This is a genomic window from Aquamicrobium sp. YD-1-mutant5 (assembly GCF_059509755.1).
The window spans coordinates 99,961-126,115 of record NZ_JCAKKP010000013.1 but is presented as its reverse complement, the minus strand read 5'-3'; the positions used below and the strand labels follow the sequence as shown (position 1 = coordinate 126,115).

General features: G+C 62.4%; 20 protein-coding genes. 11 read left to right on the top strand and 9 right to left on the bottom strand.

The features are described 5' to 3' along the window. Both AC5XE7_RS16475 and AC5XE7_RS16470 read left to right on the top strand, forming a co-directional pair. A complete protein-coding gene (locus AC5XE7_RS16475; RefSeq protein ID WP_495366860.1) occupies positions 1 to 1,608 on the top strand; it encodes a carboxyl transferase domain-containing protein in 1,608 nt (535 codons plus the stop codon). Positions 1,609 to 1,616: 8 nt separating this feature from the next. Continuing rightward, positions 1,617 to 3,575, top strand: coding sequence for an acetyl/propionyl/methylcrotonyl-CoA carboxylase subunit alpha (locus AC5XE7_RS16470; protein ID WP_495366859.1), 1,959 nt, complete (start codon positions 1,617 to 1,619; stop codon positions 3,573 to 3,575). Positions 3,576 to 3,881: 306 nt separating this feature from the next. Here AC5XE7_RS16470 and AC5XE7_RS16465 read toward each other — a convergent pair whose 3' ends face one another. Next, the gene (locus AC5XE7_RS16465) at positions 3,882 to 4,148 is read right to left on the bottom strand and encodes a sel1 repeat family protein (RefSeq protein ID WP_183828614.1); all 267 of its coding nucleotides are present in this window, start codon (positions 4,146 to 4,148) and stop codon (positions 3,882 to 3,884) included. A 402-nt stretch (positions 4,149 to 4,550) separates the two neighbouring features. Here AC5XE7_RS16465 and AC5XE7_RS16460 point away from each other — a divergent pair, with 402 nt between their 5' ends. Further along, positions 4,551 to 4,892 (top strand): DUF2147 domain-containing protein, encoded by a 342-nt coding sequence (locus AC5XE7_RS16460; RefSeq protein WP_495366858.1) that lies wholly within the window; start codon positions 4,551 to 4,553, stop codon positions 4,890 to 4,892. Positions 4,893 to 4,973: 81 nt separating this feature from the next. Here the strand turns inward: AC5XE7_RS16460 and AC5XE7_RS16455 are convergent, their stop codons facing one another. Further along, positions 4,974 to 5,696, bottom strand: coding sequence for a glutathione S-transferase family protein (locus tag AC5XE7_RS16455; protein ID WP_495366857.1), 723 nt, complete (start codon positions 5,694 to 5,696; stop codon positions 4,974 to 4,976). 177 nt (positions 5,697 to 5,873) lie between these two features. Here AC5XE7_RS16455 and AC5XE7_RS16450 point away from each other — a divergent pair, with 177 nt between their 5' ends. From AC5XE7_RS16450 to AC5XE7_RS16440, 3 genes are all read left to right on the top strand, one after another. Continuing rightward, positions 5,874 to 6,029 carry a hypothetical protein gene (locus AC5XE7_RS16450; protein ID WP_183828605.1) on the top strand — a complete coding sequence of 52 codons (156 nt, stop codon included), beginning with the start codon at positions 5,874 to 5,876 and terminating at the stop codon, positions 6,027 to 6,029. Between the two features lie 22 nt (positions 6,030 to 6,051). Continuing rightward, positions 6,052 to 6,246 carry a hypothetical protein gene (locus AC5XE7_RS16445; RefSeq protein WP_287947249.1) on the top strand — a complete coding sequence of 65 codons (195 nt, stop codon included), beginning with the start codon at positions 6,052 to 6,054 and terminating at the stop codon, positions 6,244 to 6,246. 63 nt (positions 6,247 to 6,309) lie between these two features. Further along, positions 6,310 to 7,809: an AMP nucleosidase gene (locus AC5XE7_RS16440; protein ID WP_495366856.1), complete on the top strand. Its 1,500-nt coding sequence runs from the start codon at positions 6,310 to 6,312 to the stop codon at positions 7,807 to 7,809. A 76-nt stretch (positions 7,810 to 7,885) separates the two neighbouring features. On the opposite strand, the gene AC5XE7_RS16435 is transcribed toward AC5XE7_RS16440, so the two are convergent. Beyond that, positions 7,886 to 8,458: a DUF922 domain-containing Zn-dependent protease gene (locus AC5XE7_RS16435; RefSeq protein WP_495366873.1), complete on the bottom strand. Its 573-nt coding sequence runs from the start codon at positions 8,456 to 8,458 to the stop codon at positions 7,886 to 7,888. Positions 8,459 to 8,586: 128 nt separating this feature from the next. On the opposite strand from AC5XE7_RS16435, the gene AC5XE7_RS16430 reads away from it, so the two are divergent. Then, the gene (locus AC5XE7_RS16430; protein WP_495366855.1) at positions 8,587 to 9,594 is read left to right on the top strand and encodes an endonuclease/exonuclease/phosphatase family protein; all 1,008 of its coding nucleotides are present in this window, start codon (positions 8,587 to 8,589) and stop codon (positions 9,592 to 9,594) included. A gap of 67 nt (positions 9,595 to 9,661) precedes the next feature. Here AC5XE7_RS16430 and AC5XE7_RS16425 read toward each other — a convergent pair whose 3' ends face one another. Continuing rightward, complete coding sequence (locus AC5XE7_RS16425) at positions 9,662 to 11,341, bottom strand: electron transfer flavoprotein-ubiquinone oxidoreductase (protein ID WP_495366854.1); 1,680 nt, start codon at positions 11,339 to 11,341, stop codon at positions 9,662 to 9,664. Positions 11,342 to 11,634: 293 nt separating this feature from the next. Between AC5XE7_RS16425 and AC5XE7_RS16420 the strand changes: the two genes are divergently transcribed. Both AC5XE7_RS16420 and AC5XE7_RS16415 read left to right on the top strand, forming a co-directional pair. Further along, complete coding sequence (locus tag AC5XE7_RS16420; RefSeq protein WP_495366853.1) at positions 11,635 to 12,240, top strand: hypothetical protein; 606 nt, start codon at positions 11,635 to 11,637, stop codon at positions 12,238 to 12,240. A 78-nt stretch (positions 12,241 to 12,318) separates the two neighbouring features. Beyond that, positions 12,319 to 13,179 (top strand): uracil-DNA glycosylase, encoded by an 861-nt coding sequence (locus AC5XE7_RS16415; protein WP_495366852.1) that lies wholly within the window; start codon positions 12,319 to 12,321, stop codon positions 13,177 to 13,179. A 29-nt stretch (positions 13,180 to 13,208) separates the two neighbouring features. Here AC5XE7_RS16415 and AC5XE7_RS16410 read toward each other — a convergent pair whose 3' ends face one another. Beyond that, a complete protein-coding gene (locus AC5XE7_RS16410) occupies positions 13,209 to 14,156 on the bottom strand; it encodes a DMT family transporter (protein WP_495366851.1) in 948 nt (315 codons plus the stop codon). Positions 14,157 to 14,313: 157 nt separating this feature from the next. On the opposite strand from AC5XE7_RS16410, the gene pepN reads away from it, so the two are divergent. Continuing rightward, complete coding sequence (gene pepN / locus AC5XE7_RS16405) at positions 14,314 to 16,947, top strand: aminopeptidase N (RefSeq protein WP_495366850.1); 2,634 nt, start codon at positions 14,314 to 14,316, stop codon at positions 16,945 to 16,947. 134 nt (positions 16,948 to 17,081) lie between these two features. After that, on the top strand, positions 17,082 to 19,391 hold the full coding sequence (locus AC5XE7_RS16400) for a PAS domain-containing sensor histidine kinase (RefSeq protein ID WP_495366849.1): 2,310 nt from the start codon (positions 17,082 to 17,084) through the stop codon (positions 19,389 to 19,391). Here the strand turns inward: AC5XE7_RS16400 and AC5XE7_RS16395 are convergent, their stop codons facing one another. From AC5XE7_RS16395 to AC5XE7_RS16380, 4 genes are all read right to left on the bottom strand, one after another. After that, a complete protein-coding gene (locus tag AC5XE7_RS16395; RefSeq protein ID WP_495366848.1) occupies positions 19,392 to 22,355 on the bottom strand; it encodes a bifunctional [glutamine synthetase] adenylyltransferase/[glutamine synthetase]-adenylyl-L-tyrosine phosphorylase in 2,964 nt (987 codons plus the stop codon). Between the two features lie 6 nt (positions 22,356 to 22,361). Further along, on the bottom strand, positions 22,362 to 23,813 hold the full coding sequence (locus tag AC5XE7_RS16390) for a sensor histidine kinase (protein ID WP_495366847.1): 1,452 nt from the start codon (positions 23,811 to 23,813) through the stop codon (positions 22,362 to 22,364). A gap of 5 nt (positions 23,814 to 23,818) precedes the next feature. After that, positions 23,819 to 24,493, bottom strand: a complete 675-nt coding sequence (locus AC5XE7_RS16385) for a response regulator transcription factor (RefSeq protein ID WP_183831454.1) — start codon at positions 24,491 to 24,493, stop codon at positions 23,819 to 23,821. Between the two features lie 109 nt (positions 24,494 to 24,602). Then, positions 24,603 to 26,135 (bottom strand): DegQ family serine endoprotease, encoded by a 1,533-nt coding sequence (locus AC5XE7_RS16380; protein ID WP_495366846.1) that lies wholly within the window; start codon positions 26,133 to 26,135, stop codon positions 24,603 to 24,605. Positions 26,136 to 26,155 lie beyond the last annotated feature (20 nt).

The following is a 26,155-nucleotide window of genomic DNA, read 5'->3' as shown; positions in this document are numbered from 1 at the left end:
GTGGCGCAGCTTCGCTCGCAGATCTCCCCCTCCTCCGACACCTTCCGCGCCAATGACGAGCGCATGCGCGCGCTGGTGGAGGACATTGCCGCCAAAGCCGAAACCGTGCAGCGCGGCGGCTCGCAGGATTCGCGCGAACGCCATGTGAAGCGCGGCAAGCTTTTGCCGCGCGAGCGGCTGGCGCAACTGCTGGATGCCGGCTCGCCCTTCCTTGAAATCGGCCAGTTCGCCGCATGGGACATGTATGGCGGCGACATCGCCTCGGCCGGCATGATCGCCGGTATCGGCCGCGTCGAAGGGCGCGAGCTGATGATCGTGGTCAACGACGCCACCGTGAAGGGCGGCACCTATTATCCGATGACCGTGAAGAAGCATCTGCGGGCGCAGGAGATTGCGCGGGAGAACAACCTGCCCTGCGTCTATCTGGTCGATTCCGGCGGCGCGAACCTGCCCAATCAGGACGAGGTGTTCCCGGACCGCGAGCACTTCGGGCGCATCTTCTACAATCAGGCCACCCTGTCGGCGGCCGGCATCCCGCAGATCGCCTGCGTGATGGGCTCGTGCACGGCCGGCGGCGCCTATGTGCCGGCGATGGCCGACGAATCGATCATGGTGCGCAAGCAGGCGACGATCTTTTTGGGAGGCCCGCCGCTGGTGAAGGCCGCGACCGGCGAGGACGTCAGTGCCGAGGAACTGGGCGGTGCCGACCTGCACACGCGCGAATCCGGCGTGGCCGATCACCTCGCGGTGGACGACGAACATGCGCTGGCGATCACGCGGCGCATTGTCAGAAACCTGAATCGAAAGAAGGAGATCGGGCTCGATCTTCGCGAACCACGCCCGCCGCTTCACGATCCGCGTGAGCTTTACGGCATCGTGCCGACCGACCTTCGCCAACCCTATGACGTGCGCGAGGTGATCGCGCGCATCGTCGACGGCTCCGATTTCGACGAGTTCAAGCAGAACTACGGCGCCACGCTGGTGACCGGCTTCGCGCATCTCTACGGCATGCCGATCGGCATCATTGCCAACAATGGCGTGCTGTTCTCCGAAAGTGCACAGAAGGGCGCGCATTTCATCGAACTGTGCTGCCAGCGCGGCATTCCGCTGGTGTTTCTGCAGAACATCACCGGCTTCATGGTGGGCAAGAAATACGAGGCCGGCGGCATCGCCAAGGACGGCGCCAAGCTGGTGACGGCCGTTGCCACGGCCAGTGTGCCGAAGGTGACGATGATCATCGGCGGCTCGTTCGGCGCCGGCAATTACGGCATGTGCGGGCGCGCCTATTCGCCCCGCTTCCTGTGGATGTGGCCCAATGCCCGCATTTCGGTGATGGGCGGCGAGCAGGCTGCCATGGTGCTGGCGCTGGTCAAGCGCGAAGGCATCGAGCGCAAGGGCGGCACATGGAGCGTGGAAGAGGAAGCGGAGTTCAAGCAGCCAACGCTTGAGAAATACGAGCGCGAAGGCCATCCGCTCTATTCCTCGGCAAGACTGTGGGACGACGGCATCATCGATCCGGCCCGCAGCCGCGAGGTGCTGGCCCTGTCGCTGTCGGCGGCACTCAACGCGCCGATACGGGAAACAAAGTTCGGCCTGTTCAGGATGTGAGGGCGGCCATGTTCAAGAAAATACTCATCGCCAATCGCGGCGAGATCGCCTGCCGCATCATCCGCACCGCAAGGCGCATGGGCGTGGCGACGGTCGCCGTCTATTCCGACGCAGATGCGGGGTCCATGCATGTGGCCATGGCAGACGAGGCGGTTCGCATCGGCCCCGCGCCGGTGACCGAAAGCTATCTCGTCGGTGAACGCATCGTCGCCGCGGCACTGGAGACCGGCGCCGAAGCCATTCATCCGGGCTACGGCTTTCTGTCGGAAAACCCCGATTTCGTGGACCGCGTGGTCGATGCCGGGCTGGTATTCATCGGCCCCTCCGCCGCCTCAATCCGGGCCATGGGCCTCAAAGATGCGGCCAAGCGGCTGATGGAGAAGGCCGGCGTGCCGGTGGTGCCCGGCTATCATGGCGCGGCGCAGGACATCGTGCTGCTCGCCTCCAAGGCTACCGAAATCGGCTATCCCGTGCTGATCAAGGCGCGTGCCGGCGGCGGCGGGCGCGGCATGCGGCGCGTCGATCATCCGGGCGATTTCGCCGAGGCGCTTTCGTCGGCACGACGCGAGGCCAAGGCCGCTTTCGGCGACGACCGCGTTCTGGTCGAGAAATATGTCGAAAAGCCGCGCCACATCGAGGTGCAGGTGTTCGGCGACAATCACGGCAATGCCGTGCATCTGTTCGAGCGCGACTGCTCGGCGCAGCGCCGCCACCAGAAGGTGATCGAGGAGGCCCCCGCCCCCGGCATGACCGACGAAATGCGCGCGGCCATGACCGAAGCCGCGATCAAGGCGGCGAAGGCCATCTCCTATTCCGGGGCCGGCACCATCGAATTCATCGTCGATGCCTCGCAGGGGCTGAAGGTGGACCGCTTCTGGTTCATGGAGATGAACACGCGCCTTCAGGTCGAGCATCCGGTGACCGAGATGATCACTGGGGTCGATCTGGTGGAATGGCAGTTGCGCGTCGCCCATGGCGAGGTGCTGCCGCTGCGCCAGGACGAGATCGAGCTCGACGGCCACGCCTTCGAGGCGCGGCTTTACGCCGAGGATGCCGCGCGCGGCTTCCTGCCGGCGACCGGCACGCTGCACCATCTGTGGTTTCCGGATGAAGCCGCACCCCGCACCTCGCTGCGCGTTGAAACGGGCGTGCGCGAAGGCGATACGATTTCGCCCTTCTATGATCCGATGATCGCCAAGCTGGTGGTCCATGGGCCGGATCGTAAAACGGCACTCGGCGGGCTCGGCGACATGCTGGCTGAAACCGAAATTGCCGGCTCGACGGTCAACACCGCCTTTCTTGCCGCCCTTGCCGCAGATCCGGATTTCGCTGTTGGCGACGTCGACACCGGACTGATCGGGCGCAAACAGGACAAGCTGACCGCAATTCCCGCCCCTTCCGGGGCGGTGGTGGCCGCGGCGGTTGTTGCCGTTTCCGGCCTTTCCGACATGGCAGATGCCGGCGATCCATGGTCCGCACTCACAGGCTATGCGCATTTCCACGCGACGCCCAGACGCATCACACTCGGCTATGGCGATGAAACCATCAGCGCCAAGGTGGGTGTCGAGGCAGGGCGGACATTCGTCGAACTGGATGCGCGCGATGGCGAAACGCTTCGCCTGCGCCCACCCGCGATCAATCTGGCGCGCTGGCCGGGTCATGTCAGCGTCTTCGACGGGGCGGTCAGCTACACATTCGCCGTTCCCGATCCGCTGGACCGGGCCGACGAAGCGGGCAGCGGCGCCGACAGCCTGCGCGCGCCAATGCCCGGGCTGGTGAAGGTGGTGCGGGCTGCCGCCGGCGACAGCGTGACGAAGGGGCAACCCCTGCTCATTCTGGAGGCCATGAAGATGGAACACTCCATCGCAGCACCTCATGACGGCGTGATCACGGAGATAGCCACGGAAGGCAGTCAGGTGAGCGACGGAACGGTGCTCGTGCGCTTTGCCGAACAGGCAGGCGAGTGAACAGCCGGCCCGACGAAGGGCACCTGCTGCCTTTGCTCCCCGCGAACTGAGCCTATTCTCCGGTCGCGGGACGCTGGAAAAAGCCGAAAGCCGCGCCGATCTTGTTCCGATCGGTCGCGGCCCGGCTTGCGTGGCATTATCTGCATGGCATCGCCCCTCTGTTGAGGGTCCGATGCTCAAGGCGCGCCCCCGCGCCTTTTACTTTCCACGCTTTCCCTGTGTTCTGGCCCTGTTGCTGGCGGCTTGCCGTTGGAGCGGCGACCGCCTTTATTCAGGCCGCGTTCTGCGCGCGGCTTTTCTTCCGGATCAGTGCATCGTCATCCATTCACGCGCTTCGCGCAGCGCCCGTGCCAGATCGGTCTTCGACATGCTGGCCGAGATTTCCGAGCGCAGTTCGGCGGCGCGGGCCGACCCCTTGATGGCTGCGATGTTGAACCACTTGTGAGCTGCCACCTGATCGACCTCGCAATCGCGGCCGGTGGCGTACATCATGCCCAGTTCAACGAACATGTCGGCCTGAGCCATCGTGCCCATGGTGCCGAAACCAGCGTCGTGCATTTCAAAACGTGCCATTTTCAAACCCCTGTCCCGTTGCGAGAGCGCCCCTTTCTTTGAACCTGTGGGGCTGCCCTTCGATGCTTCTGAGAATGCAGCAGGCGCTTGAATTCGCCGTAAAAAGACGTGCTTAATTTGAAGAAAACAAAGCTAAAACAAGAGGTAAACGTGACCATTCGTTAACGATGGAAAGCCCGGCAATCGCTGGCTTTTGTCTCGAATTTTACGGAAAATTCGGAATTGAAATTCAACGCTTCGCTAACCAAGCCGAAGCATCGCTTTTCAGGCAGCGGTCATTTTCAGGCCGGAAAGGCTGCTAATATTTCTTGTCATCCTTCCCCAGCGGCACGGCTTTCGCTTTGCAAAAGAGTGGATTAGCCTGCGTTTTCGTAAGAGGAACGCAGTGCTCAGGGAGGAGACATGTTTCGCATTACCAGCGTGGCGGCACTCGCCATCATCATGACGGCCGGCGTTGCATTCGCCGATCCGATCGAAGGCTCGTGGAAACGGCCGAACGGCACCGTGATTTCCTATGCCGGAAGCGGCGCCAAATATTGCGGCACCGTGATGACCGGAGAATACAAAGGCAAGTCGATCGGCTGCATGGAAGGCAGCAACGGCGCCTACAAAGGCACAGTGAACAAGCTGGACGAGGGCAAGACCTACAACGGCAAGGCCAGCGTTTCGGGCAACACGCTGTCGCTTTCCGGCTGCGTGCTCGGCGGGCTGATCTGCAAGAGCGAGAAGCTCACCCGTCAGTAAAGCTGCCTGCGCATCAACGGAAAAGGCCGCCGGTCGGAGCATTTCCACCCGGCGGCCTTTCCATTTTCAGGGAGCGGCTTTTCAGCCGCGCGCTTTCTGACCGAACAGAATTTTCTGCGCTTCCTTGTCGTCGGCCAGATTGTTGCGGTGATCCTGACCGACTTCCACCGCCTTCTGCACGGCGGGCCGCGCTGCGATCGCCTCGAACCAGCGCTTCAGGTTCGGAAATTCTTCCAGATCCTGTCCCTGATTACGGTAAGGCCGCACCCACGGGAATGACGCCATGTCGGCAATCGAATAGTCGCCGGCGAGATATTCACGGTCGGCAAGACGCTTGTTCATGACGCCGTAGAGGCGGTTGACCTCATTGGTGTAGCGGTCGATGCCGTACTGGATTTTTTCCGGTGCATACTGGCGGAAGTGATGCGCCTGTCCGGCCATGGGGCCGAGGCCACCCATCTGCCAGAACAACCACTGATCCACTTCCGCGCGCTGACGCTCATCTGTCGGATAGAAGCGACCGAACTTGCGGCCGAGATATTGCAGGATGGCGCCGGATTCGAAGACGGAGATCGGCTCTCCATTCCATTTTCCATCCGAAGAAGGGCCTTCCGGATCGACGATCGCCGGCATGCGGTTATTGGGCGCGATCTTCAGGAAGGACGGCTCGAACTGCTCGCCACGCCCGATGTTCACATAATGCACCTCATAGGGGATGCCTGCTTCCTCCAGGTAGATCGTGATCTTGTGGCCGTTGGGCGTCGGCCAGTAGTGGAGTTCAATGGGAGCGCTCTGCGTCGTCATACGTCTTTCTCCGGCAGCTTGATGACCTGTTCAACCAGATAAGCGCTCTGCCGGCCGGCGCAATGAGCCGGTGTGGTTAAGGAGCGTCAATAATTTTGAACCTCACATGAACGCCCCCCTCAGAGAGGGTTCAGCCGGGCAATGCGATGCTGTTTCCAACATCAAGGGAAACGAGACATGCTCGCTCGCCGCTTCACCATCGTCTGTCTGCTGGCCACCCTCTTCGGCATCGGCTTTGCCATGATCGTCGCGGAAAACGGCCGCCAGCCCCGCCACTGGGAGCAGGTGCGAGCTGGAAAGTGCCTCTTTGGATGCACCAGCATCAGCCGCTGAAGCAGGAACGGAGATCAGGACCATGAACGCCATCACCGAAAACAGCCTGAGCTTCCTGCGTGTCCTGCCCCGCGCGCTGCTCATCCTCACCATGCTGGCAGCTCCGGTTCTCGCCGTTCCGATGGTGCGCGGAGATATGGGCCAGACCATCGAAGCACCGTCGTTGAAGAAGAAGGGCATGGGCTTCGTGCTGCTGGTCAGCCTGCAGCGGGGCTGAGGATCAACAGCAAGCTCCATCAGCCCCCTTCCCCACCATCCTGCCCCGGCCATATAGTGGGCCATGGAAAACAGAATCTACCCGCAAGCCATCGAAACGATCATCACGCCGGAGCCGGCGAAACCACAGAGCTTCGACGATCCGGCCGCCATCGTCGCGGCGCTGCGCCGCATCTATGAGCGCAACACCCGGTTCCTGAGGGATTCCTTTGCCGCGCTGGCATCGGGCGGCGATACCGACAGGCGCTACCGGGCCTTCTATCCGGAAGTCGGCGTAACGACGACCTCGTTCACGCAGGTGGATTCGCGGCAGGCCTATGGCCACATGCCCCTGCCCGGCTATTTCTCGACCACCATCACCCGCCCCGATCTGTTCGAGACCTATCTCACGGAGCAGTTTCGCCTGATCATACGCAATCACGGCGTCCCGATCACGGTGCAGGAATCGACCACCCCCATCCCCCTGCATTTCGCCTTCCTTGAAGGCACCTATGTGGACGGCGCCGCGGCCGAGCGCATCCGGCGGCCGATTCGGGATCTGTTCGACGTGCCAGACCTCGACGGTATCGACGATCATATCGCCAACGGCACCTTCGACCTTGGATTGGGCGAAATGCGCCCGCTGGCGCCCTTCACGGCGCAACGCATCGACTATTCGCTGCACCGGCTGCCTCACTACACGGCCACCAGCCCGGAGCATTTCCAGAACTTCGTGCTGTTCACCAACTACCAGTTCTATATGGACGAGTTCGTCGCACTGGCGCGCAGGCTGATGGCGGAAGGCGGTGGCGGCTATACGGAATTCGTGGAGCCCGGCAATGTCGTCACGCAGGCCGGCGACCAGACCAGCCCGCAGAGCAATCTGGTGCGGCTGCCGCAGATGCCGGCCTATCATCTGAAGAAGCCCGGCCATGCCGGCATCACCATGGTCAATATCGGCGTCGGCCCTTCCAACGCCAAGACCATCACCGATCACATCGCGGTGCTTCGCCCGCATGCATGGGTGATGCTCGGCCACTGCGCCGGCCTGCGCAACACGCAGGCGCTGGGCGACTACGTCCTGGCGCATGCCTATGTGCGCGAAGACCATGTGCTGGACGATGACCTGCCCGTGTGGATTCCGCTGCCGGCGCTGGCTGAAATTCAGGTGGCGTTGCAGGAGGCTGTGGCGGAAGTCACCGGCCTTTCCGGCTACGACCTGAAACGCATCATGCGCACCGGCACGGTCGCCACCATCGACAACCGCAACTGGGAACTGCGCGACCAGCGCGGGCCGGTGCAGCGGCTTTCGCAGTCACGCGCCATCGCGCTCGATATGGAATCGGCCACCATCGCCGCCAACGGCTTCCGCTTCCGGGTACCCTATGGAACGCTGCTGTGCGTTTCAGACAAGCCGCTGCATGGCGAACTGAAGCTACCCGGCATGGCCAGTGAATTCTACAAGCGGCAGGTGGCGCAGCATCTCACCATCGGCATCCGGGCCATGGAAAAGCTGGCGGAAATGCCGATGGAACGGCTGCATTCGCGCAAGCTGCGCAGTTTCACCGAAACGGCGTTCCAGTAAAACTGGAACGTTTTGCCACCACCACAAGGCTCCGAGACGGGAAAAGGAAAGCGAGCGCGCTTTTAGGGTGTGCGCTCTATTCGCCGTTCACCAGCCCCAGAATGAGGCGGTGGATGTTAGCGCCTTCCGCCATCTCCGCCCGGTCGAAATCGCTGCTGCGCTGACGCTGGCGCAGCGACGCCGCTCCGAGAGGCGCCTGAATATCCTGCCGGATTTTCTTGCAGCCGGGATCGTTTTCAGCGGTGACGCCGATCGTGTTCGCCTCGATCTCCGCCACCATTTCCTTCATGTGAACACCATGGACTTCCTCATGAAGCCTGATGCCCTCGATAAAATTGTCCCAGCGCTTCCTGGTATCCGGCGGCAGCGCCTGCGAGGGCTTGGGCAGGGTGTAGGTGATGATCAGGCGTGGCACGGCAGAGACCAGCGTGCATGACGTTCCCTGAGGCTGGTAGTTCCTGCGCCATGTGAGCTTGAAGGTGGTATGCGCAATCGCCCGCCCGACGCCGCTTTTCGGCCCACGCTCGCCTATGGAACGGTAAAGCTCGATGCCGGTCCGGCCCGAAACGGGATAGTGCTCAACCCGCTCGATGATCTCGCCACCGGCAAAAGCAGGGCTGCCGGAGACAGCAGCAAGCAGGCAGACCATGTATAAAGATGCTGCAATGGTCGCCTTCAAGCGCTTTTCCCGATATTGAACGACTGTTTCCGGGCCGCATCCTATTCGAGCTTCAACGCACCATCAATGAGCCGCAATCAGAACCTCAAGAAGTCCGCATGAAAAGCAGATTGCGTTCCATCGCCACCATCATCCTGTTCGGAACTTCTCTGGCGCTTCTTCTGGGTTTTCTCAGCAGCGTTCACCCGGCATTCGATTCCTTCGCGCATTTCCGGGCGCATCTGGCGCTGCTGACGGCGGTGATCGCGCTTCCCCTGCTTTTTACGCCCGAAAGGCTGCTGGCCCTGTCGGCGCTGGTTTTTGCAGTGACCAGCTTTTCTTCCATTCTGCCGTTCATGCGTGTGCCGATGGTGCCGGCGGCCGCTTTTGCGCCGAAGCCGACTGACAGCGCGGTCTATCGCCTGCTTGAGATCAATCTGCGCTACAACAACCCGACCCCCGAAAAAGTGCTGTCGCTGATCGGCCAGATACAACCTGATGTGGTGACCCTCACAGAGGTCGGGTCGATGTGGGAGGAAAAGCTGGCGCTGCTGAAGCAGGCCTATCCTCACCAACTCATCTGTCCGCGCATAAGGCAGCCATTCGGCGTCGCCATCCTCTCGCGACGTCCGCTGGACGAAAGCCGCGAAACGCGCTGCCCTGCGCGACTTTCACTGGCTGTTGCACCGGTCGATTTCGGCGGCACCACGATCGATGTCGGCGCCATACATCTGGGCTGGCCCTGGCCATGGCCGCAGGCGCGACAGATATTCAGGCTTGAGCCGCACCTTGCAGGTCTTGGTGACGACGCGATCGTGGCGGGAGACCTCAACGCCGCGCCATGGAGCGCTGCGGCAGCCGGTGTCGCGAAGGCAGGCGGGCTGATGCTCATCCCCTCGCCCGGTCCGACATGGATCCACAGGCTGTTGCCGAAGGCGCTGCTGTTCGCCGGTCTGCCGATCGACAATATCTTCGCCAAAGGAAACGTGATCGTCCACTCATCCGAGCGGCTGGAAGATGTCGGCTCCGATCACGTTCCGCTTCTCGTTGAATTTTCGGTCAGACCTTCTTCGGACGGACCGGAAGACGAGCAGGAAAGCGCCACGGTTTTCCTGAGGCAACCGTAACGCCGAGACAGCCCCAGCCTGTGAGGGACAAGAAAAAGCCCGGCTGAACAAGCCGGGCTAAAATGCCTTACATGTTTGCGTAAACCGGCCCCTCGCCACCCTGCGGCGGCACCCAGTTGATGTTCTGGTTCGGATCCTTGATGTCGCAGGTCTTGCAGTGAACGCAGTTCTGCGCGTTGATAACGTAGCGCACATCCCTGGCGGTCGGATCGGCTGCGGCATTGCCATCGGCATCGACCCATTCATAGACGCCCGCCGGGCAGTAGCGCGTCGAGGGACCGGCAAACACATCGTGCTCGGAATTCACCTGCAAGGCCATGTCCCCGACGTGAAGGTGGACCGGCTGGTCCTCTTCATGGTTGGTGCCGGACAGGAACACGGAGGAAAGCCGGTCGAAGGTGAGAACGCCATCCGGCTTCGGATAGTCGATCTTCTTGTGCTTCGCGGCCGGCTCCAGCGAGGCGGCATCGGTCTTGCCGTGTTTGAGCGTGCCGAAGGGCGAGACGCCGAAGAGCGTATTCAGCCACATGTCCAGACCGCCGATGCCGACGCCGAGGATCGTTCCGAACCGCGACCACAATGGCTTGACGTTGCGAACGCGCTTCAGGTCCTTGCCGATGTCGGAACCGCGCCAGGCTTCCTCATAGGAAATGAGATCGTCATTGGCGCGCCCTGCATGGATGGCTTCGGCCACATGGTCGGCTGCCATGATGCCCGACAGCACCGCATTGTGCGAACCCTTGATGCGCGGAACGTTGACCAGACCGGCCGAGCAGCCCATCAGCACCCCGCCGGGAAACGACATTTTCGGCACCGACTGCCAGCCGCCCTCGGTGATGGCGCGCGCGCCATAGCCTATTCGCTTTGCTCCTTCGAAGGTGCCGCGAATGGCAGGGTGCGTCTTGAAGCGCTGGAATTCCTCGAACGGCGACAGATAAGGGTTCTTGTAGTTCAGATGAACGACGAACCCGACCGCGACCAGATTGTCCTCCAGATGGTAGAGGAACGAACCGCCGCCGGTCTTCATGTCGAGCGGCCAGCCGAAAGAGTGCTGCACCAGACCCTGCTTGTGGTTCTCGGGTTTGATCTGCCAAAGTTCCTTCAGGCCGATGCCGAATTTGCCGGGCTCGCGTCCGGCCGAGAGATCGTATCTGGCGATCAGTTCCTTGGCCAGCGATCCGCGGGCGCCCTCCCCGATCAGCACATATTTGCCCATCAGCGCCATGCCCGGCGCGAAATTCGGACCTTGCGTTCCGTCACGCTCGACGCCCATGTCGCCGGTGTAAACGCCCGTGACGGCGCCTTCATCATTGTAGATAACGCCGGCCGCGGCAAAGCCCGGATAGATCTCGACGCCGAGCGCCTCAGCCTTGCCGGCCAGCCAGCGGCAGACATTTCCCAGCGAAACGATATAGTTTCCGTGATTGTTCATCAGCGGCGGCATGAGGAAATTGGGCAGACGGATCGAGCCGGCAGGACCCAGAACCAGAAAATGGTCGTCGGTCACCGGTGTCCTGAAGGGATGATCGGCCTCTTCGCGCCAGTCAGGCAGCAGCTTGTCAATGCCGATCGGATCGACAACAGCGCCTGAGAGGATGTGAGCACCAACCTCGCCACCCTTTTCGAGAACGACCACGGAAAGCTCGGGATCGACCTGCTTCAGACGGATCGCTGCCGCCAGACCAGCCGGTCCCGCGCCCACGATCACCACGTCGAATTCCATGCTCTCGCGTTCAATATCGCTCATCAATCCCTCCGCATCGGCTTGCTGATACTGTGCTGGCTCCCGCGCTCCATAGCGCATCAGTATGCGACGGGGAACCGGCAGAAAAAATTAGCGGCCATTTTCCCTTGTAACGTAAGGTCGCAGATTTTTACGTAAACGTAAACGTCAAAATATGATTGCAACCGGCTTGTTGTGAGCTTGAGGGCTGCCGATACACCGGCTTCCCCTCGGCCCGACGCCGCCTGCAGACATCTCGACGCACGCCAACGCATAATTGAGTGTGCGCCAGCCCGCACATCGGCGATACTGGGCCAATGCGCACCTATGGATGGCCCGGCCTGCCGCAGTTGCGCCTCGCGAAACCGCTCGGCAGTGCCCGGAAACTTGCGGTTCTGGCCTTTGTTCCGGTGATGCTTGGCGTTTTCCCGAGCCTCGCCGAAGAGAGCGGCATGTGGCCTGCAGGCTCCTATATGCTCTCCGACGAACTCGGCGACTTCGCCATCACCGCGGTCGGCGGATCCGGCACGGCGGACGATCCGCTGGTGGTGCTGGAAGAGTTCCGCTCTGCAACCCCGGCCACACTGACAATCCACAATGCGGTGCGAAGGATGCCCCGCCTGCCTGGCCACGGTCACCTCATGGTGCTTCACCTGCGCATCGACATCCTGAACAACAGCGGTCACCCATGGATCGAATTCGAGTTCGAACTGCAGGAAGGGCGCGACCGGCCGAGCATCTTCGGCGACGGCCTTTCCTTCGACCAGCGCAACCACTCTCCGGAAGCTATCTTCTCCAGCGCATTTTCCCGTTTCGACCGCAGCTTCGAACCTTATGACCGGCTCTTGTTCTCCGGCGGACAGGTCGATCCGCTGACCACGGTGTCGTTCCAGTTCGTGATCACCGATTTCACGCCGCGGTGAACATTCTATCTGGTGCAAGACCCGCGTATTCCCTCATCCTGACTTGAAAATGCCGGCCGATACGCCGAATGTGGCTCCATGAGCGCAGCCACCCCTGACAGCATTGCCGATATCCACGCCCTGCTGGCCTTCTATGCCGAGGCGGGCGTGGACGAGGCGCTGGACGACATGCCGGCGAACCGATTCGAGGAGCGGGCCCCGCAGCCCCGACCTGCCGGCCTGCCAGCAACCGAAGAACAGGAACACCGACCGCAGGCCGGGCGACAGGCACCGTCGCCAAAGACATCACCCGCCGCACGCCCGCCAGCCCAGCCGGCCACCGTTCCGGACGGCCAGCAGATCGCCTTTGCGCGCGAGCTTGCGGCAGGCGCCGCAACGCTCGACGAACTGCGCGAGTGCATGGCCGGGTTCGAGGGATGCAATCTGAAATTCACCGCCAAGAACATGGTTTTTGCCGATGGCAACCCGCAGGCGAATGTGATGTTCGTCGGCGAGGCGCCAGGACGAGACGAGGATCTTGAAGGCAAGCCGTTCGTCGGGCGTTCAGGCCAGCTTCTGGACCGCATGCTGTCGGCCATCGGGCTCGACCGCAGCAGCGCCTATATTTCCAACGTCATCCCGTGGCGCCCGCCGGGCAACAGGGCGCCGACCCCGCAGGAAACCGAGATCTGCCGCCCCTTCATCGAACGGCACATCGAACTGGTCAAACCGAAAGTTCTCGTACATCTGGGTGGCGCTTCGGCCAAGACCCTTCTGAACACCACGGAAGGGATCCTGCGATTGCGCGGAAACTGGCGCATCTACAGCGGGGCCGCAGGACTGGAAATTCCGGCCATGCCGACATTGCATCCGGCCTATCTGCTGCGCACGCCGGCGCACAAGCGGCTGGCCTGGCGCGATTTTCTGGAAGTCAAGATGAAGCTGCGCGCGCTTTCATAGGCGCACGCCACCCATGCTTTGCCGCAGATTCAGCCCTGCGCAGGCGTGACCTTGACCGCCCTTGCCCGCTCCAGACCCAGCCGGCGCTCGCGGAAGATGATAAACAGCCCGGCGGCGACCACGATTGCGCCGCCGACCAGCATGTAGATGCCCGGCAGATCACCGAACATCACGTAACCGATGATGATAGCGAGGATGATCGAGGTGTATTCGAAGGGCGCGACCACCGAAATCTCGGCATGGCGATAGGCCGCGGTCATGAAGATCTGAGCCACGCCGCCGCAAATGCCACTCGCAATCAGCAGCATGGCCTGATGAGGCGTGATCGCTTCCCAGCCGAACGGCAGGGTGCCAAGCGAGATGATGCTTGCCATCAGCGAGAACCACAGCACGATGGTGGCGGTGCGCTCGCTGCCGACAAGATTACGCACAAGGATCGCCGCCAAAGCGGAGGTCGCCGCTCCCGCCAGCGCCGCGACCACTCCCATCACCTGCTGATCTTCCATCGCCCCGCCGGAGCGCAGCATGGTCAGTTCGGGCCACGAAATGATGATTACACCGACGAGCCCGATGGCGACGGCTCCCCATCTGTACATGCGGATCGGTTCGCCCAGAAACAGGGAACTGAACACGACGACCATCAAGGGCTGCGCATAATTCAGGGTGATCGCATCCGCCAGCGGCAGCCGTGCCAGTGCAAAGAAAATCAGTCCCATCGAACAAACGCCGACAAAGCCACGCGCCATATGCCCAAGGGGCCGTTCCGTTGCGAAAGCGGTTCTCAGCCTTCCCTTCAGGCCGAGGAAAAGAAGGATCGGAAACATCGCGAAGAAGGACCGGAAGAACACCACCTGCCCGGCCGGCAAGGCACCGGCTGCCTTGATGAACGAGGACATGCCAACGAAAATCACCACCGAAATGATTTTCAGACTAATGGCGGTCAGGGGCCGGCTGTTTTCAGGCGTGAGATTACTCAATTTGGTCCCGCATTCTTCGTCTGTGGACACTCCCCACCTGACGCAGGCTTCCCGACGCAGGCCCTCATCATGTAAAGAACACCAACCGGATTGTCTTGAGCCAAAAGGTGAAGGCGGGCTGCCACGACTGCATCGGGCGGGGAAGGAAAGAGAGCATATGCGTACAGATACAGGTCAGGTTTTCAGGCTCGAGGATTACCGGCCAAGCGACTACCTGATCCCCCGGACGCATCTGACCTTCCGGCTTGACCCGACCCGGACGATCGTGATTGCGCATCTGACCGTCGAAAGGCGCGTCGGCGTTGATCCATCCGCTCCGCTGATCCTTGATGGCGACGACCTCAATCTTAAGCGCCTCGAACTGGACGGCATCGCACACACGGCCCATGAAGCGACGCCCGAGCGCCTCGTGCTGAAGGATCTGCCCGAAACGGCACAGTTCCGGCTGACGATAGAAACCGAGCTGGAGCCTGACCGCAACAAGGCCCTGATGGGGCTCTATCGCTCCAATGGCGTTTACTGCACCCAGTGCGAACCGGAAGGCTTCCGCCGCATCAGCTATTTTCTGGACCGGCCGGATATCCTGTCGGTCTATCATGTTCGCATCGAAGCACCGCGCGCTGAGGCCCCGCTTCTGCTCTCGAACGGAAATCCCGTCGACAGCGGTGAACTCGACAATGGCCGGCATTTCGCCGAATGGCACGATCCCCACCCCAAGCCGTCCTACCTGTTCGCGCTGGTGGCAGGCGATCTCGGCTGCCTGCGCGACAGCTTCACCACCATGGGCGGCAGGAAGGTCGACCTCGGCATTTATGTCGAGCACGGCAAGGAGAGGCTTTCCGCCTATGCCATGGATGCCCTGAAACGGTCGATGAAATGGGACGAAGATGTCTTCGGGCGCGAATACGACCTTGATGTTTTCAACATCGTCGCCGTTTCCGATTTCAACATGGGCGCGATGGAGAACAAGGGCCTCAACATCTTCAACGACAAATATGTGCTGGCCGACGAAGCAACCGCGACCGACACCGATTTCGCCAATATCGAGGCGATCATCGCGCATGAATATTTCCACAATTGGACAGGCAACAGAATCACTTGCCGCGACTGGTTCCAGCTCTGCCTGAAGGAAGGCCTCACCGTTTTCCGCGACCATGAGTTCTCCGCCGACCAGCGCTCGCGCGGCGTGAAGCGCATCGCCGAGGTACGTACGCTGAAGGCGTTGCAGTTTCCCGAGGATCAGGGACCGCTGGCCCATCCGGTGCGGCCGCGCCGCTATCGCGAGATCAACAATTTCTACACGGCGACCGTCTACGAAAAGGGCTCCGAGGTGGTGCGCATGCTCGCCACCATTCTGGGCCGGGAAACGTTCCGGGCCGGCATGGACCTCTATTTCGAGCGCCATGATGGCGAGGCCTGCACGATCGAGGATTTCCTCAAAGTGTTCGAGGATGTCTCGGGCCAGGACCTTTCCCAGTTTGCCCTCTGGTACAACCAGTCGGGCACCCCCAACCTGACCATCAAACCGAGCTACGAGGCAGGCACGCTGACACTCGAAATCGAGCAGTCGGTGCCGCCCACTCCGTCCGAAAGCCGCAAGCGGCTCATGCACATTCCGCTGGCCTTCGGCCTCATAGGCAGCGACGGCAGGGAATTGCGGTGGAGCTCGGCGGAAGGCGGCACGGTGGACGGCGGCGTCATTCATGTGCGCAAGCGCAGCCAAAAGCTTCAGTTCCACGGCGTTGCCGAACGGCCGGTCCTGTCGCTCAACCGCGGCTTTTCAGCGCCCGTCACGCTCGCGGTCGAGCAGAAGCCGGAGGATCTGATCTTCCTCGCCCGCCATGACAGCGATCCCTTCGGGCGCTGGCAGGCGTTCAACACGCTGCTTACCGAGGCACTCATCGCGGCCTACAGATGCGTTCTCGGCGGCAAGGCAACGGTTTTCGAAGACAGCATCGCCCGGCTGGCCGGCTCCATAGCGGCCGATGACGATCTGGAACCAGCCTATCGCGCCCTTGCCATCACATTGCCGTCGGAAGCCGACGTTGCCCGCGATATCGGCAAGGATATCGATCCAGATGCCGTGCTTGTGGCCCGCAAGGCGCTGGTGGGCTCCATAGCAGGCGCCAACCGCGGCGGCTTCCATGCGCTTTACCAGCAGCTCCATGATACCGGACCTTTCAGTCCCGATGCCGCGGCTGCAGGACGGCGCGCCTTGCGCAACGTCCTGCTGGGTTACCTCGCCCGCAGCGATGACGGGGCCGACATCGCCGCAAGTCACTTCACGCACGCGACCAACATGACCGACCTGATCGCCGGCATGGGCACGCTTGCGCATGAGCATCCGGGATCGCCGCAGGCCCGGGCCGCCCTCGCCGATTTCGAGCGGCGCCATGCCGATATGCCTCTCGCCATGGACAAATGGTTCCAGATCCAGGCCACCGTGCCCGGCGAGCACGCGCTGGAGACGGTGCGCACCCTGATGCGGCATCCCTCCTTCTCCATCGACAACCCGAATCGGGTGCGGTCGCTGATGGGAAGCTTCTCCGCAGGCAACCAAAGCGGGTTTCACCGGGCGGATGGAGCGGCCTATCTGTTCTTCGCAGAGGCGCTGATGGATATCGACAAGCGCAACCCGCAACTCTCCGCCCGCCTTGCCACGGCGTTCCGGTCCTGGCGTTCGCTTGAGCCGATACGTCAGGAAAAAGCGCGGCAGGCACTGGTTTCCATGGTGAAAATGCCCGGCATATCAGTTGATCTCGGGGACATTGCCGAACGCTCTCTGGCGTAGTCATTCACCTGTCGCAACGATCTTTTTACGCCGTGCCTCTGGACAAGGCGAATCAGCTTTGATTCCTTAGGGACGATTCGGATGTTCGGTGTAGCCGGATCTTCAAACGGGACATAGTTGGGGAGTGCCATTTCATGGCGAAGGCGGACGCGTTCAGCGCGCCCGGTGGGATGTCTGTTGATCGGAAGGGCAAAGGCCTCGCCGGCAATGCACAGCTCATCGCCCAGCCGGCTTATCAGAAGCTGGTTGCTGCGGAGCCGTTCCTGCGCCGTCTCATTCCCGTGCTCATCGTCATTTTCCTGATTGTGGTGGCCGGCCTGCATTTCATTTCGCTGATGAACTGGCGCGACGACGTCGAGAACAGCGCCCGATCCGCACTCGCGCTCGCCTCCGGCCAGCTCATTACAGCTGATTTCAACAGCATGAGTCCGCAGGAACGGCTTGAGCAGGTCAGCCGCACCGCTTCGCTCTCCGAGGGCCATGTGCTGGCCTTCACGAATGAGAAGTTCACCGTTTCGGCCGTAACGCCGCGCTCCACGCGCTGGTATGGCCGCGCACTGGACGAGATTGTAAGCGACGGCCAGCCGCTTTTCCTGTTCGGCGAGCGGGCCGGTGTCATCCCCGTCAAAATCGACGGCACCGACTGGTTCGCGGCTGTGGCCATCGACACCACTGAAAAGCGGGCTGCGGCCGCGCTGATTCCGCAGGATGCGGTTTTCGCACAATGGCGCCGGACCGTGTCACTGAACGTTTCCCTGTTCGTGCTGACGGCAAGCGTGCTGATCGTCATCCTCTACGCCTATTTCAGCCAGGCGGCCCGGGCGCAGGCTGCCGACCGCGTCTATCTGGAAGGGCAGCAGCGCATAGACATGGCGCTGGTGCGCGGCCGCTGCGGCCTGTGGGACTGGGACATGGTGCGCGGCAAGATGTACTGGTCGCCCTCCATGTACGACATGCTGGGTTACGAGCCCTGCGACGCCATGCTTTCCTTCGGCGAGGTCGACCGCATCATCCATCCAGACGACGGCAATCTGTTCGAGATCGCCAATCGTGTCATGGCCCGCGAGATCGATCAGATCGACCGGGTGTTCCGCATGCGCCACGCCAATGGCCAGTGGGTGTGGATGCGGGTACGCGCGCAGGTCGTCGACCCGGATGCGTCCGAAATCCAGCTCATCGGTATCTCGATGGACGTGAGCGAGCAGCGCCATCTCGCCCTGCGCTCGGAAGCGGCCGACCTGCGGTTGCGCACCGCGATCGAGAACATCACCGAATCCTTCGTGCTATGGGACCCAGCCGACCGGCTGGTGATGTGCAACTCAAAATTCCAGCAGGACAACGGCCTCTCCGACCATGACGTGGTGCCGGGTGCGCATCGCGTGGCACTGGAGGAACGGATGCAGGCCTTCGCCTCCGAGCGCAGGCTTGCCAATGTCAACGGCCCACGCGGCGGCACCACCTATGAGCGCCAGCTTGCGGATGGCCGCTGGCTGCAGGTCAACGAACTGAAGACGCGCGACGGCGGCACAGTGGCGGTCGGCTCCGACATCACTCAGATTCGCCAGCATCAGGACAAGCTGCTCGACAGCGAACGCCGGCTGATGGCAACGATCCACGACCTCAGCCTCGCGCGCCGCGCCGAAGAGGAAAAGGCACGCGAACTGGCCGAGCTGAACCGCAAATACATCAAGGAAAAGGACCGCGCCGAGGCTGCGAACCAGGCCAAGTCCGAATTCCTCGCCAACATGTCGCATGAGCTGCGAACCCCGCTCAACGCCATCATCGGCTTCTCTGAACTGATGGCGCAGAAGCTGTTCGGCCCGCTGGGATCCGACCGCTATGAGGAATATGCGACCGACATCAATTCCAGCGGCAAATATCTGCTCGGGGTGATTAACGACATTCTCGACATGTCGAAGATCGAGGCCGGCCAGTTCTCGATGGACCGCGAGGAGATCGACCTGTGCCCGCTCATCCGCGAGACTGTGCGGGTGGTGTCCCTGCAGGCAGCGGAAAAGAAGATCACGGTCGAAACCAAGATCGCCGAAACCCTCAAGCTCTACGCCGACCGCCGCGCCATCAAGCAGATCGCGCTCAACCTGTTGTCGAACGCGGTCAAGTTCACCGGCGAAGGCGGACGCATTTCCGTTCGCGCACGCCATGCGTCGGGTGCGCTGATCCTGTCGATCGAGGACAATGGCTGCGGTATTCCCAGGCATGCGCTGAAGAAGCTGGGCCGCCCCTTCGAGCAGGTGCAGAATCAGTTCTCAAAGAACCACACCGGATCCGGCCTCGGCCTCGCTATCTCGCGCTCGCTGGCGGAACTGCATGGCGGCGCGCTCAAGATCCGCTCCACCGAAGGCACGGGCACCATCGTTTCCGTGAGGATCCCGGCCACGTCAAAGAAGAAGCCCGCCGGTCAACCCTTGAAAGCTGCGGCCTGACTACCCGGCCTTGCCGCCGATGATCCGATCGAAATCGTCTCGTACCGTTTCCGACATATCCCTGAGCTGGGCCTCCATGACGGAGAAATCCGGCATCGCGGTAACCGCCATTAGCAGATCGGCAAGCCCGGGCGGAACATCTTCCTTGTCGAAATGTCCGGTCAGGCACAGACGGATGATCTGCGTCAGTGACAGATAGAAGGCGAAAGCCTGCATCAGATTTTCGCGCATGCCGGCATCGGCATAGTCGGGTGCCAGATTAGCGAGAACATCGACCGTTGCTGTTGTTCCGGGCTTTCCGGTGAATTTTCCGGTCAGAACCGCCACCTGCGCGATGAATTCCAGGTCGATCAGTCCTCCCGGGATGAGCTTGATATCCCACAGATCGTGCGGCGGCTTTTCCTCGTCGATCATGCGGCGCATCTTCAAAGCCTCGTCGCGCACTTTCGCCGCGTCGCGGGGCTGGGCAAGGATGTCGGCGACCTCCGCCGCTATGTCGGCACAAAGCTGGCCGTCGCCGGCCACCGGACGTGCCCGGGTCAGCGCCATCTGCTCCCAGACCCAGGCTTCCTGCCGCTGATATTTGCGGAACGCATCCATATGGGTCGCCACCGGCCCCTTGTTGCCGGAAGGGCGCAGGCGCAGGTCGAGCTCGTAAAGAACCCCCTCGGCAGTCGGGGCCGAGACCGCCGCGATCAGTCGCTGCGTAAGTCGGGTGTAATAGTGGGCGGGCGCGAGCGGCTTGTCGCCGTCCGATTCCTCCGCCTCCGGATCGTGATCGTAGAGAAGGATCAGGTCCACGTCCGAACCGGCGGTGAGCTCCTGACTGCCGAGCTTGCCCATGCCGAGCAATGCCACCCGGCCCTGTGCAATGCGGCCATGACGCCTCTCGAATTCCGCCGAGACGGCATCGAGCGCCGCACCAAGGGTGAGATCGGCAAGGTCCGAGAAAGCCCGCCCCGCCTTGCGCGCATTGATGGAGCCGGCGAGAAGCCGCACGCCGATGAGGAATTTCTGTTCGGCCGCAAAGATGCGCAGCCGGTCGAGCAGTTCCTCGTAAGGCCGGTCGCCGTCCAGAAAGGCGGTGAGCCGTGCGGCCAGATAGGCCCGGTCGGGCAATTCGCTGAGCAGTGCCGGATCGAGCAGCCCGTCAAACACATGCGGGCGCCGGGTGATGATGGCAGCCAGACGCGGAGCTGCCCCCATGATCGTCGCCATGAGGCGCAGCAGCGCCGGATTGGATTGCAGCAGCGAAAAGAGCTGCAACCCGGCCGGCAGGCCGGACAGGAACTCATCGAAGCGCATCAGCGCCTCGTCGGCGCGCCGCGTTTTGCCGAAGGCTTCCAGCAAGGCCGGTGTCAGCTCCGTCAGCCGCTCGCGCGCCTCGGCGGAGCGCGTGACGCGATAGCGGCCGAAATGCCAGGCGCGGATGACGCGGCAGATGTCGCTGGGGCGCTGGAAGCCCAGCGTGTGCAGCGTCTGCAAGGTGTCGGGGTCGTCGACATCGCCGGTGAAGACGAGATTGCCGACACCGGACGAAAGCTCGGGCGCCGCCTCGAAGAGCGCGGCGTAGTGGCCCTCGACCTCTATCAGAGAAGCGCGAAACGCCTGCGAGAACGCATCGGCGCTGCCGAAGCTCATCATGTGGGCAATTCGCTCCAGCCCCTCGTCATCCTCCGGCAGCATATGGGTCTGCTCGTCGGCGACCATCTGGATTGCATGCTCGACACGCCGCAGGAACCAGTACTGGCGGGTGAGCGCATCGCGCGCGTCCTCCGTGATCCAGCCATTGCCTGCGAGCTGAGCGAGCATGGGCACGGTCTCGCGGCCCCGCAGCTCGGGAAAGCGCCCGCCCGCTATGAGCTGCTGGGTCTGGACGAAGAACTCGATCTCGCGGATGCCGCCGCGCCCGAGCTTGACATTGTGGCCTTTCACGGCGATTTCGCCGTGCCCCTTATGGGCATGGATCTGGCGCTTTATGGAGTGAACGTCAGCGATCGCAGCGTAGTCCATATATTTGCGCCAGACATAGGGGCGCAACTCTTTCAGGAAGGCTTCGCCGGCGGCAATGTCGCCGGCCACCGGCCGCGCCTTGATCATGGCCGCACGCTCCCAGTTCTGGCCGCGCCCTTCATAGTAATTGAGGGCCGCGCCCACCGGAATGGCGAGCGGGGTGGAGCCGGGATCGGGGCGCAGCCTCAGGTCGGTGCGGAACACATAGCCGTGCTCGGTGCGGTCCTGCATGATGCGCACCAGACGCCGCGCAAGCCGCGAGAAAACATCCGTCGCCTCCATCGGGTCGCCGACCACCGCCTTGTGATCGAAGAACAGAATGAGGTCGATATCGGAGGAAAAGTTGAGCTCGTGCGCGCCGAGCTTGCCCATGCCGAGCACGATAAGGCCGCTGTCGCGCGCGGGCTCCTTCGGGTCCGGCAGCTTCACCTTTCCCTGCCGGTCGAGATCGGCCAGCAGGAAAGCGCATGCGGCGCGAACACAGCCTTCGGCCAGCACGCTGAGGCGAAAGACGGTCGTCCGGGTGTCGGCCTCCCCGGCAAGGTCGGCCAGAGCGATCAGGAAATGTGCCTCGGTCTTGAGGAGGCGAAGCCGTTTCATGAGTTCGGCTTCCGAAATCCCCTCGCCTTGCCACGAAGCATCTATGTCGGCGGCGATCGCCTCCAGCCGTTCAGCAACCGTCTGCTCGAAAAGAGCGTCGAGCATGCGGGGTCTGCGCCGCGCCAGATCACGCAGGAAAGGCGACAGATCGAAAACCGCAGCCAGAAAGCGGCGGGCATCGCTGTCATGGGCCAGGAATTCCGCAAGGCGGGGCAGATCGCTTTCCGCGGCACTGGCGGCGATATCGCCGAGCACGGCTCCGGCATGGCTTTCATCGAGCGGCCTGAGTTGCAGCGAGGGGTTCAGCAGCAGCACGGATGCGGCGCGGTCGGCCACGGATGTGGAAGCCATAGGGGGTCAGGACCTGTCCTTGTCGGGAAACACCATGACCACGGATAATCCGGGATCAGCAGGCAAAAGATCAAGCCTGCCGCCATGAAATTTCATCACAGCGCCCGCGAGACTGAGGCCAAGCCCTGATCCCGGCTGCGAGCGGCTTTTTTCCAGCCGCACGAAACGCTCCGTCGCGCGCACGCGATCCTCGGCGTCCGGGATGCCGTGGCCGTTGTCCGTCACCGAAAGCCGGATCTCGCCATCGGCGCGTTCGAGCCTGACGCTCACACGCGGGCCTGTATCGGCATCCGCCGAATACTTGATGGCGTTGTCGACGATGTTGGACAGCGCCTGAGCGATCAGTTCGCGGTTGCCGCTGATGGTCGTCGCCTCCATCGGTCCGGCTTCCAGCGCAACGCCGCTGTCCTCGGCAAGAGGCTCGTAAAGCTCGACGACATCGCGGACGGCTTCCGCGAGGTCCACACCGGTCATGCTCTCGGCCGAATAGCCTGCCTCCAGCCGGGAGATCATCAGGATTGCGTTGAACGTCTTGATGAGCTGATCCGATTCGGCAATCGTGGCTTCAAGTGCCGCGCGGTAGTCGGCGGGCTTCTGCTTGCCGGCCAGAGTTGCCTCGGCCCGGTTGCGAATTCGCGTCAGCGGCGTCTTCAGGTCGTGGGCGATGTTGTCGGAAACCTGCTTCAGCCCCTCGTTGAGGGTGTCGATACGCGTCAGCATGGCGTTGAGATTTTCCGACAGTCGGTCGAACTCGTCGCCGGCCCCGGTCGTCGGCAAGCGACCGCTGAGATCGCCCCCCATGATGCGGCGGCTGGCGGCAGAAATGCCGTCGATGCGCTTGAGGGCGGCGCGGCCCACGAAGAACCAGATGACAATGCCGCCGATGCCCATCATGCCCAGCGCCAGCATCAGCGAATGGTTGACCACCTCGCGGAAGCGCTGCGGCTCGCCCAGATCGCGGCCAACCAGCAGGATCATCTGGTTTGGAAGGCGCAGCACCAGCGCCAGCGCATCATGCCCGCGCACCTGCGCGCGCTGCGTCTCGTTCTGGCCGTTTTCGGCCCGTTGACGTTCCGCCTCGGTCTCGCCGTACCGGCGATAATAGAAGGATCTCGTCGTCCAGCCCTCCGTTTCCAGAACGCCGGGTTCGAGGCTTTCAACGTTGCCTGTGAGAATCTGGCCATTGGCGTCGGCCAGAAGGTAAAGATTGGCGCCCGGCTGGCGGGCCCGCTGCTCGACCACCCGCACCAATGTCGGCAGGCCGCCGCGCTGATAGGCACGGCCAAGGCTCAGAACTTCTTCATTGATGGTTTCCTGCGTCTGCGTGGTCAGCATGCGCACCGACAGCGAGGTCATGTAGAAAACCAGCAGGATGGCGCAGAGGGCAAAAAGAAGCAGGAAAAGCGCTGAAAGCCGCGCCGCCGTTGTTTTCATGATGGCTGGCATCGGCAGCGCCATGGCCCTCAGCCGTGCTTCAGCATGTAGCCGGCACCACGCACGGTGTGCAGGATCGGCTTGTCGAATCCCTTCTCGATTTTGCCACGCAAGCGGGAAACATGCACGTCGATGACGTTGGTCTGCGGATCGAAATGATAATCCCAGACATTCTCCAGCAGCATGGTGCGCGTGACCACCTGCCCGGCATGGCGCATCAGATATTCCAGCAGCCGGAATTCGCGCGGCTGGAGGGTGATTTCCTGCCCTGCCCGCCTGACGGAATGGGACAGGCGATCAAGCTCGAGATCGCCGACGCGGTAAACGGTTTCGCTCTCGCGGCTGCCGGCGCGCCGGTTCAGAACCTCGACGCGAGCCAGCAATTCGGTAAAGGCATAGGGCTTGGTGAGATAGTCGTCTCCGCCGGCGCGAAGGCCGGTCACCCGGTCATCTACTTCGCCCAGCGCCGACAGGATAAGTACAGGCGTCGTATTCCCCCGCGAACGCAGGCCAGCAATGACGGACAGGCCGTCGCGCCGCGGCAGCATGCGGTCGACCACCATCACGTCATAGTCGCCGGCATCGGCCAGCGCAAAGCCGGTTTCACCGTCGCCGGCGACATGGGCGGTGTGGCCGGCTTCCGAAAAAGCCTTCTCAAGATAGTCCGCCGCTTCGCGGTCGTCTTCAATGACGAGAATCTTCATCGCATCACTATAGGTGATTCCGGCATTCATGGTGGAGGGTTGCCCGTTCCGGGGTTAGCTCGGAAGAATTGCCGGCCGCTGCACCATTGTGCAGCGGCCGGGAGCGGGGTCAGCCCTGATTGATGGGCAGCGCCACGAAGCGGTTGGCGGAGTCGCGGCTGATCTGCACCAGCACGGATTTGCGGCCCGCCTTGGCGGCCGTGTCCATGGCGTCGGTAACGTCCTTGACGCTGGTGACGTCTTCGGAATTCACCGCCGTGATGACATCACCGGTACGGATACCGCGATCGGCAGCATCGCTGTCGGGATCGACATCGGTAACGACAAGGCCCTTCCCGTCATCCGCGGTCGTCACGGTGAGACCAAGATCGGCCAGTGTATCGGAGGAAGAGGCCGATGGCGCGGAATTGTCAGCCGATGCCTGCTTGTCCGCGCCCGGAAGCGCCCCAAGCTCGACCTTCACTGTTTCCGCCTTGCCATTACGCCACACGTTCATGTCAACGGTGGTCCCCGGCGCATAGCCGGCAATCACCCGGGCCAGATCGCGGGAGGACGATACATCCTTGCCGTTCACCTGCGTGATGACATCACCGGAGACAATGCCGGCCTTCTTCGCGGGGCTGTCGTCCTGCGCATTCGCGACGATTGCACCCTTGTCGGACTGCAGCCCGAGCGATTCGGCGATTTCCTTGGTGACCGGCTGGATTTCTACGCCGAGCCAGCCACGGGAAACCGACCCGTCCTTGATCAGGCCTTCGACAACCTGCTTCGCGGTGGAGGCAGGGATTGCGAAGGCGATGCCGACATTGCCGCCCGAGGGCGAGAAGATGGCGGTATTGATGCCGACAACCTGACCACTGAGGTTGAAAGCGGGACCGCCGGAATTGCCGCGGTTCACGGCAGCGTCGATCTGGATGAAGTCATCATAGGGACCGGCGCCGATGTCACGGCCACGCGCTGAGACAATGCCGGCCGTCACCGTGCCGCCAAGGCCGAACGGATTGCCGACAGCGACCACCCAGTCACCGACGCGCACGTTGGAGTCGTCGGCAAAGTCGACATAGGTGAATTTGGTATCGCTATCGACCTTGAGCACGGCCAGATCGGTGCGCTCATCCTTGCCGACCAGCTTGGCGTCGAGTTCCTTGCCGTCATTGGTGACGATGGTGAACTCCGTTCCGTTGTCGACAACATGGTTGTTGGTGACAAGATACCCGTCCTCGGAGATGAAGAAGCCGGAGCCCTGCGCCACAGGACGCGGCTTGGCCGGACCGCGGCGTTCTGCGCGCGGATGGGAATCACGATCACCGAAACCGCGGAATTCGCGGAAGAAGCGACGCATGGGATGATCGGGGGGCAAGTTGCCGAAGCCTTCTTCGGGGAAGCCGAAGCTCTGGCCGCGATCGGAGGTCTGCTCGACCTTGGCCTTGACGCGGACGCTGACGACTGCCGGCGTCACATTGGACACGACGTCGGCGAAACTGGGAACCTGAGGCGCTTCGACGCGAACGGCCTCGGCGAGCACAGGGGCGGTGCCGGCAGTTACGGCGGTAAAGCCAACGGCGCCGGCAATGGCGAGGGAAGCAGCGGCAGCAGCAAGGCTCCTGCTCCTGCGGGAAACCACATGTGAGATGCTGGTCATCAATCTCGATCCTTCTTGCA

Coding starts and splice junctions, on each gene's coding strand:
- AC5XE7_RS16470 (WP_495366859.1), top strand. CDS start 1,617: ATGTTCAAGAAAATACTCATCGCCAATCGCGGCGAGATCGCCTGCCGC.
- AC5XE7_RS16465 (WP_183828614.1), bottom strand. CDS start 4,148: ATGGCACGTTTTGAAATGCACGACGCTGGTTTCGGCACCATGGGCACG.
- AC5XE7_RS16460 (WP_495366858.1), top strand. CDS start 4,551: ATGTTTCGCATTACCAGCGTGGCGGCACTCGCCATCATCATGACGGCC.
- AC5XE7_RS16455 (WP_495366857.1), bottom strand. CDS start 5,696: ATGACGACGCAGAGCGCTCCCATTGAACTCCACTACTGGCCGACGCCC.
- AC5XE7_RS16450 (WP_183828605.1), top strand. CDS start 5,874: ATGCTCGCTCGCCGCTTCACCATCGTCTGTCTGCTGGCCACCCTCTTC.
- AC5XE7_RS16445 (WP_287947249.1), top strand. CDS start 6,052: ATGAACGCCATCACCGAAAACAGCCTGAGCTTCCTGCGTGTCCTGCCC.
- AC5XE7_RS16440 (WP_495366856.1), top strand. CDS start 6,310: ATGGAAAACAGAATCTACCCGCAAGCCATCGAAACGATCATCACGCCG.
- AC5XE7_RS16435 (WP_495366873.1), bottom strand. CDS start 8,458: ATGGTCTGCCTGCTTGCTGCTGTCTCCGGCAGCCCTGCTTTTGCCGGT.
- AC5XE7_RS16430 (WP_495366855.1), top strand. CDS start 8,587: ATGAAAAGCAGATTGCGTTCCATCGCCACCATCATCCTGTTCGGAACT.
- AC5XE7_RS16425 (WP_495366854.1), bottom strand. CDS start 11,341: ATGAGCGATATTGAACGCGAGAGCATGGAATTCGACGTGGTGATCGTG.
- AC5XE7_RS16420 (WP_495366853.1), top strand. CDS start 11,635: ATGCGCACCTATGGATGGCCCGGCCTGCCGCAGTTGCGCCTCGCGAAA.
- AC5XE7_RS16415 (WP_495366852.1), top strand. CDS start 12,319: ATGAGCGCAGCCACCCCTGACAGCATTGCCGATATCCACGCCCTGCTG.
- pepN (WP_495366850.1), top strand. CDS start 14,314: ATGCGTACAGATACAGGTCAGGTTTTCAGGCTCGAGGATTACCGGCCA.
- AC5XE7_RS16400 (WP_495366849.1), top strand. CDS start 17,082: ATGGCGAAGGCGGACGCGTTCAGCGCGCCCGGTGGGATGTCTGTTGAT.
- AC5XE7_RS16395 (WP_495366848.1), bottom strand. CDS start 22,355: ATGGCTTCCACATCCGTGGCCGACCGCGCCGCATCCGTGCTGCTGCTG.
- AC5XE7_RS16390 (WP_495366847.1), bottom strand. CDS start 23,813: ATGGCGCTGCCGATGCCAGCCATCATGAAAACAACGGCGGCGCGGCTT.
- AC5XE7_RS16385 (WP_183831454.1), bottom strand. CDS start 24,493: ATGAAGATTCTCGTCATTGAAGACGACCGCGAAGCGGCGGACTATCTT.
- AC5XE7_RS16380 (WP_495366846.1), bottom strand. CDS start 26,135: ATGACCAGCATCTCACATGTGGTTTCCCGCAGGAGCAGGAGCCTTGCT.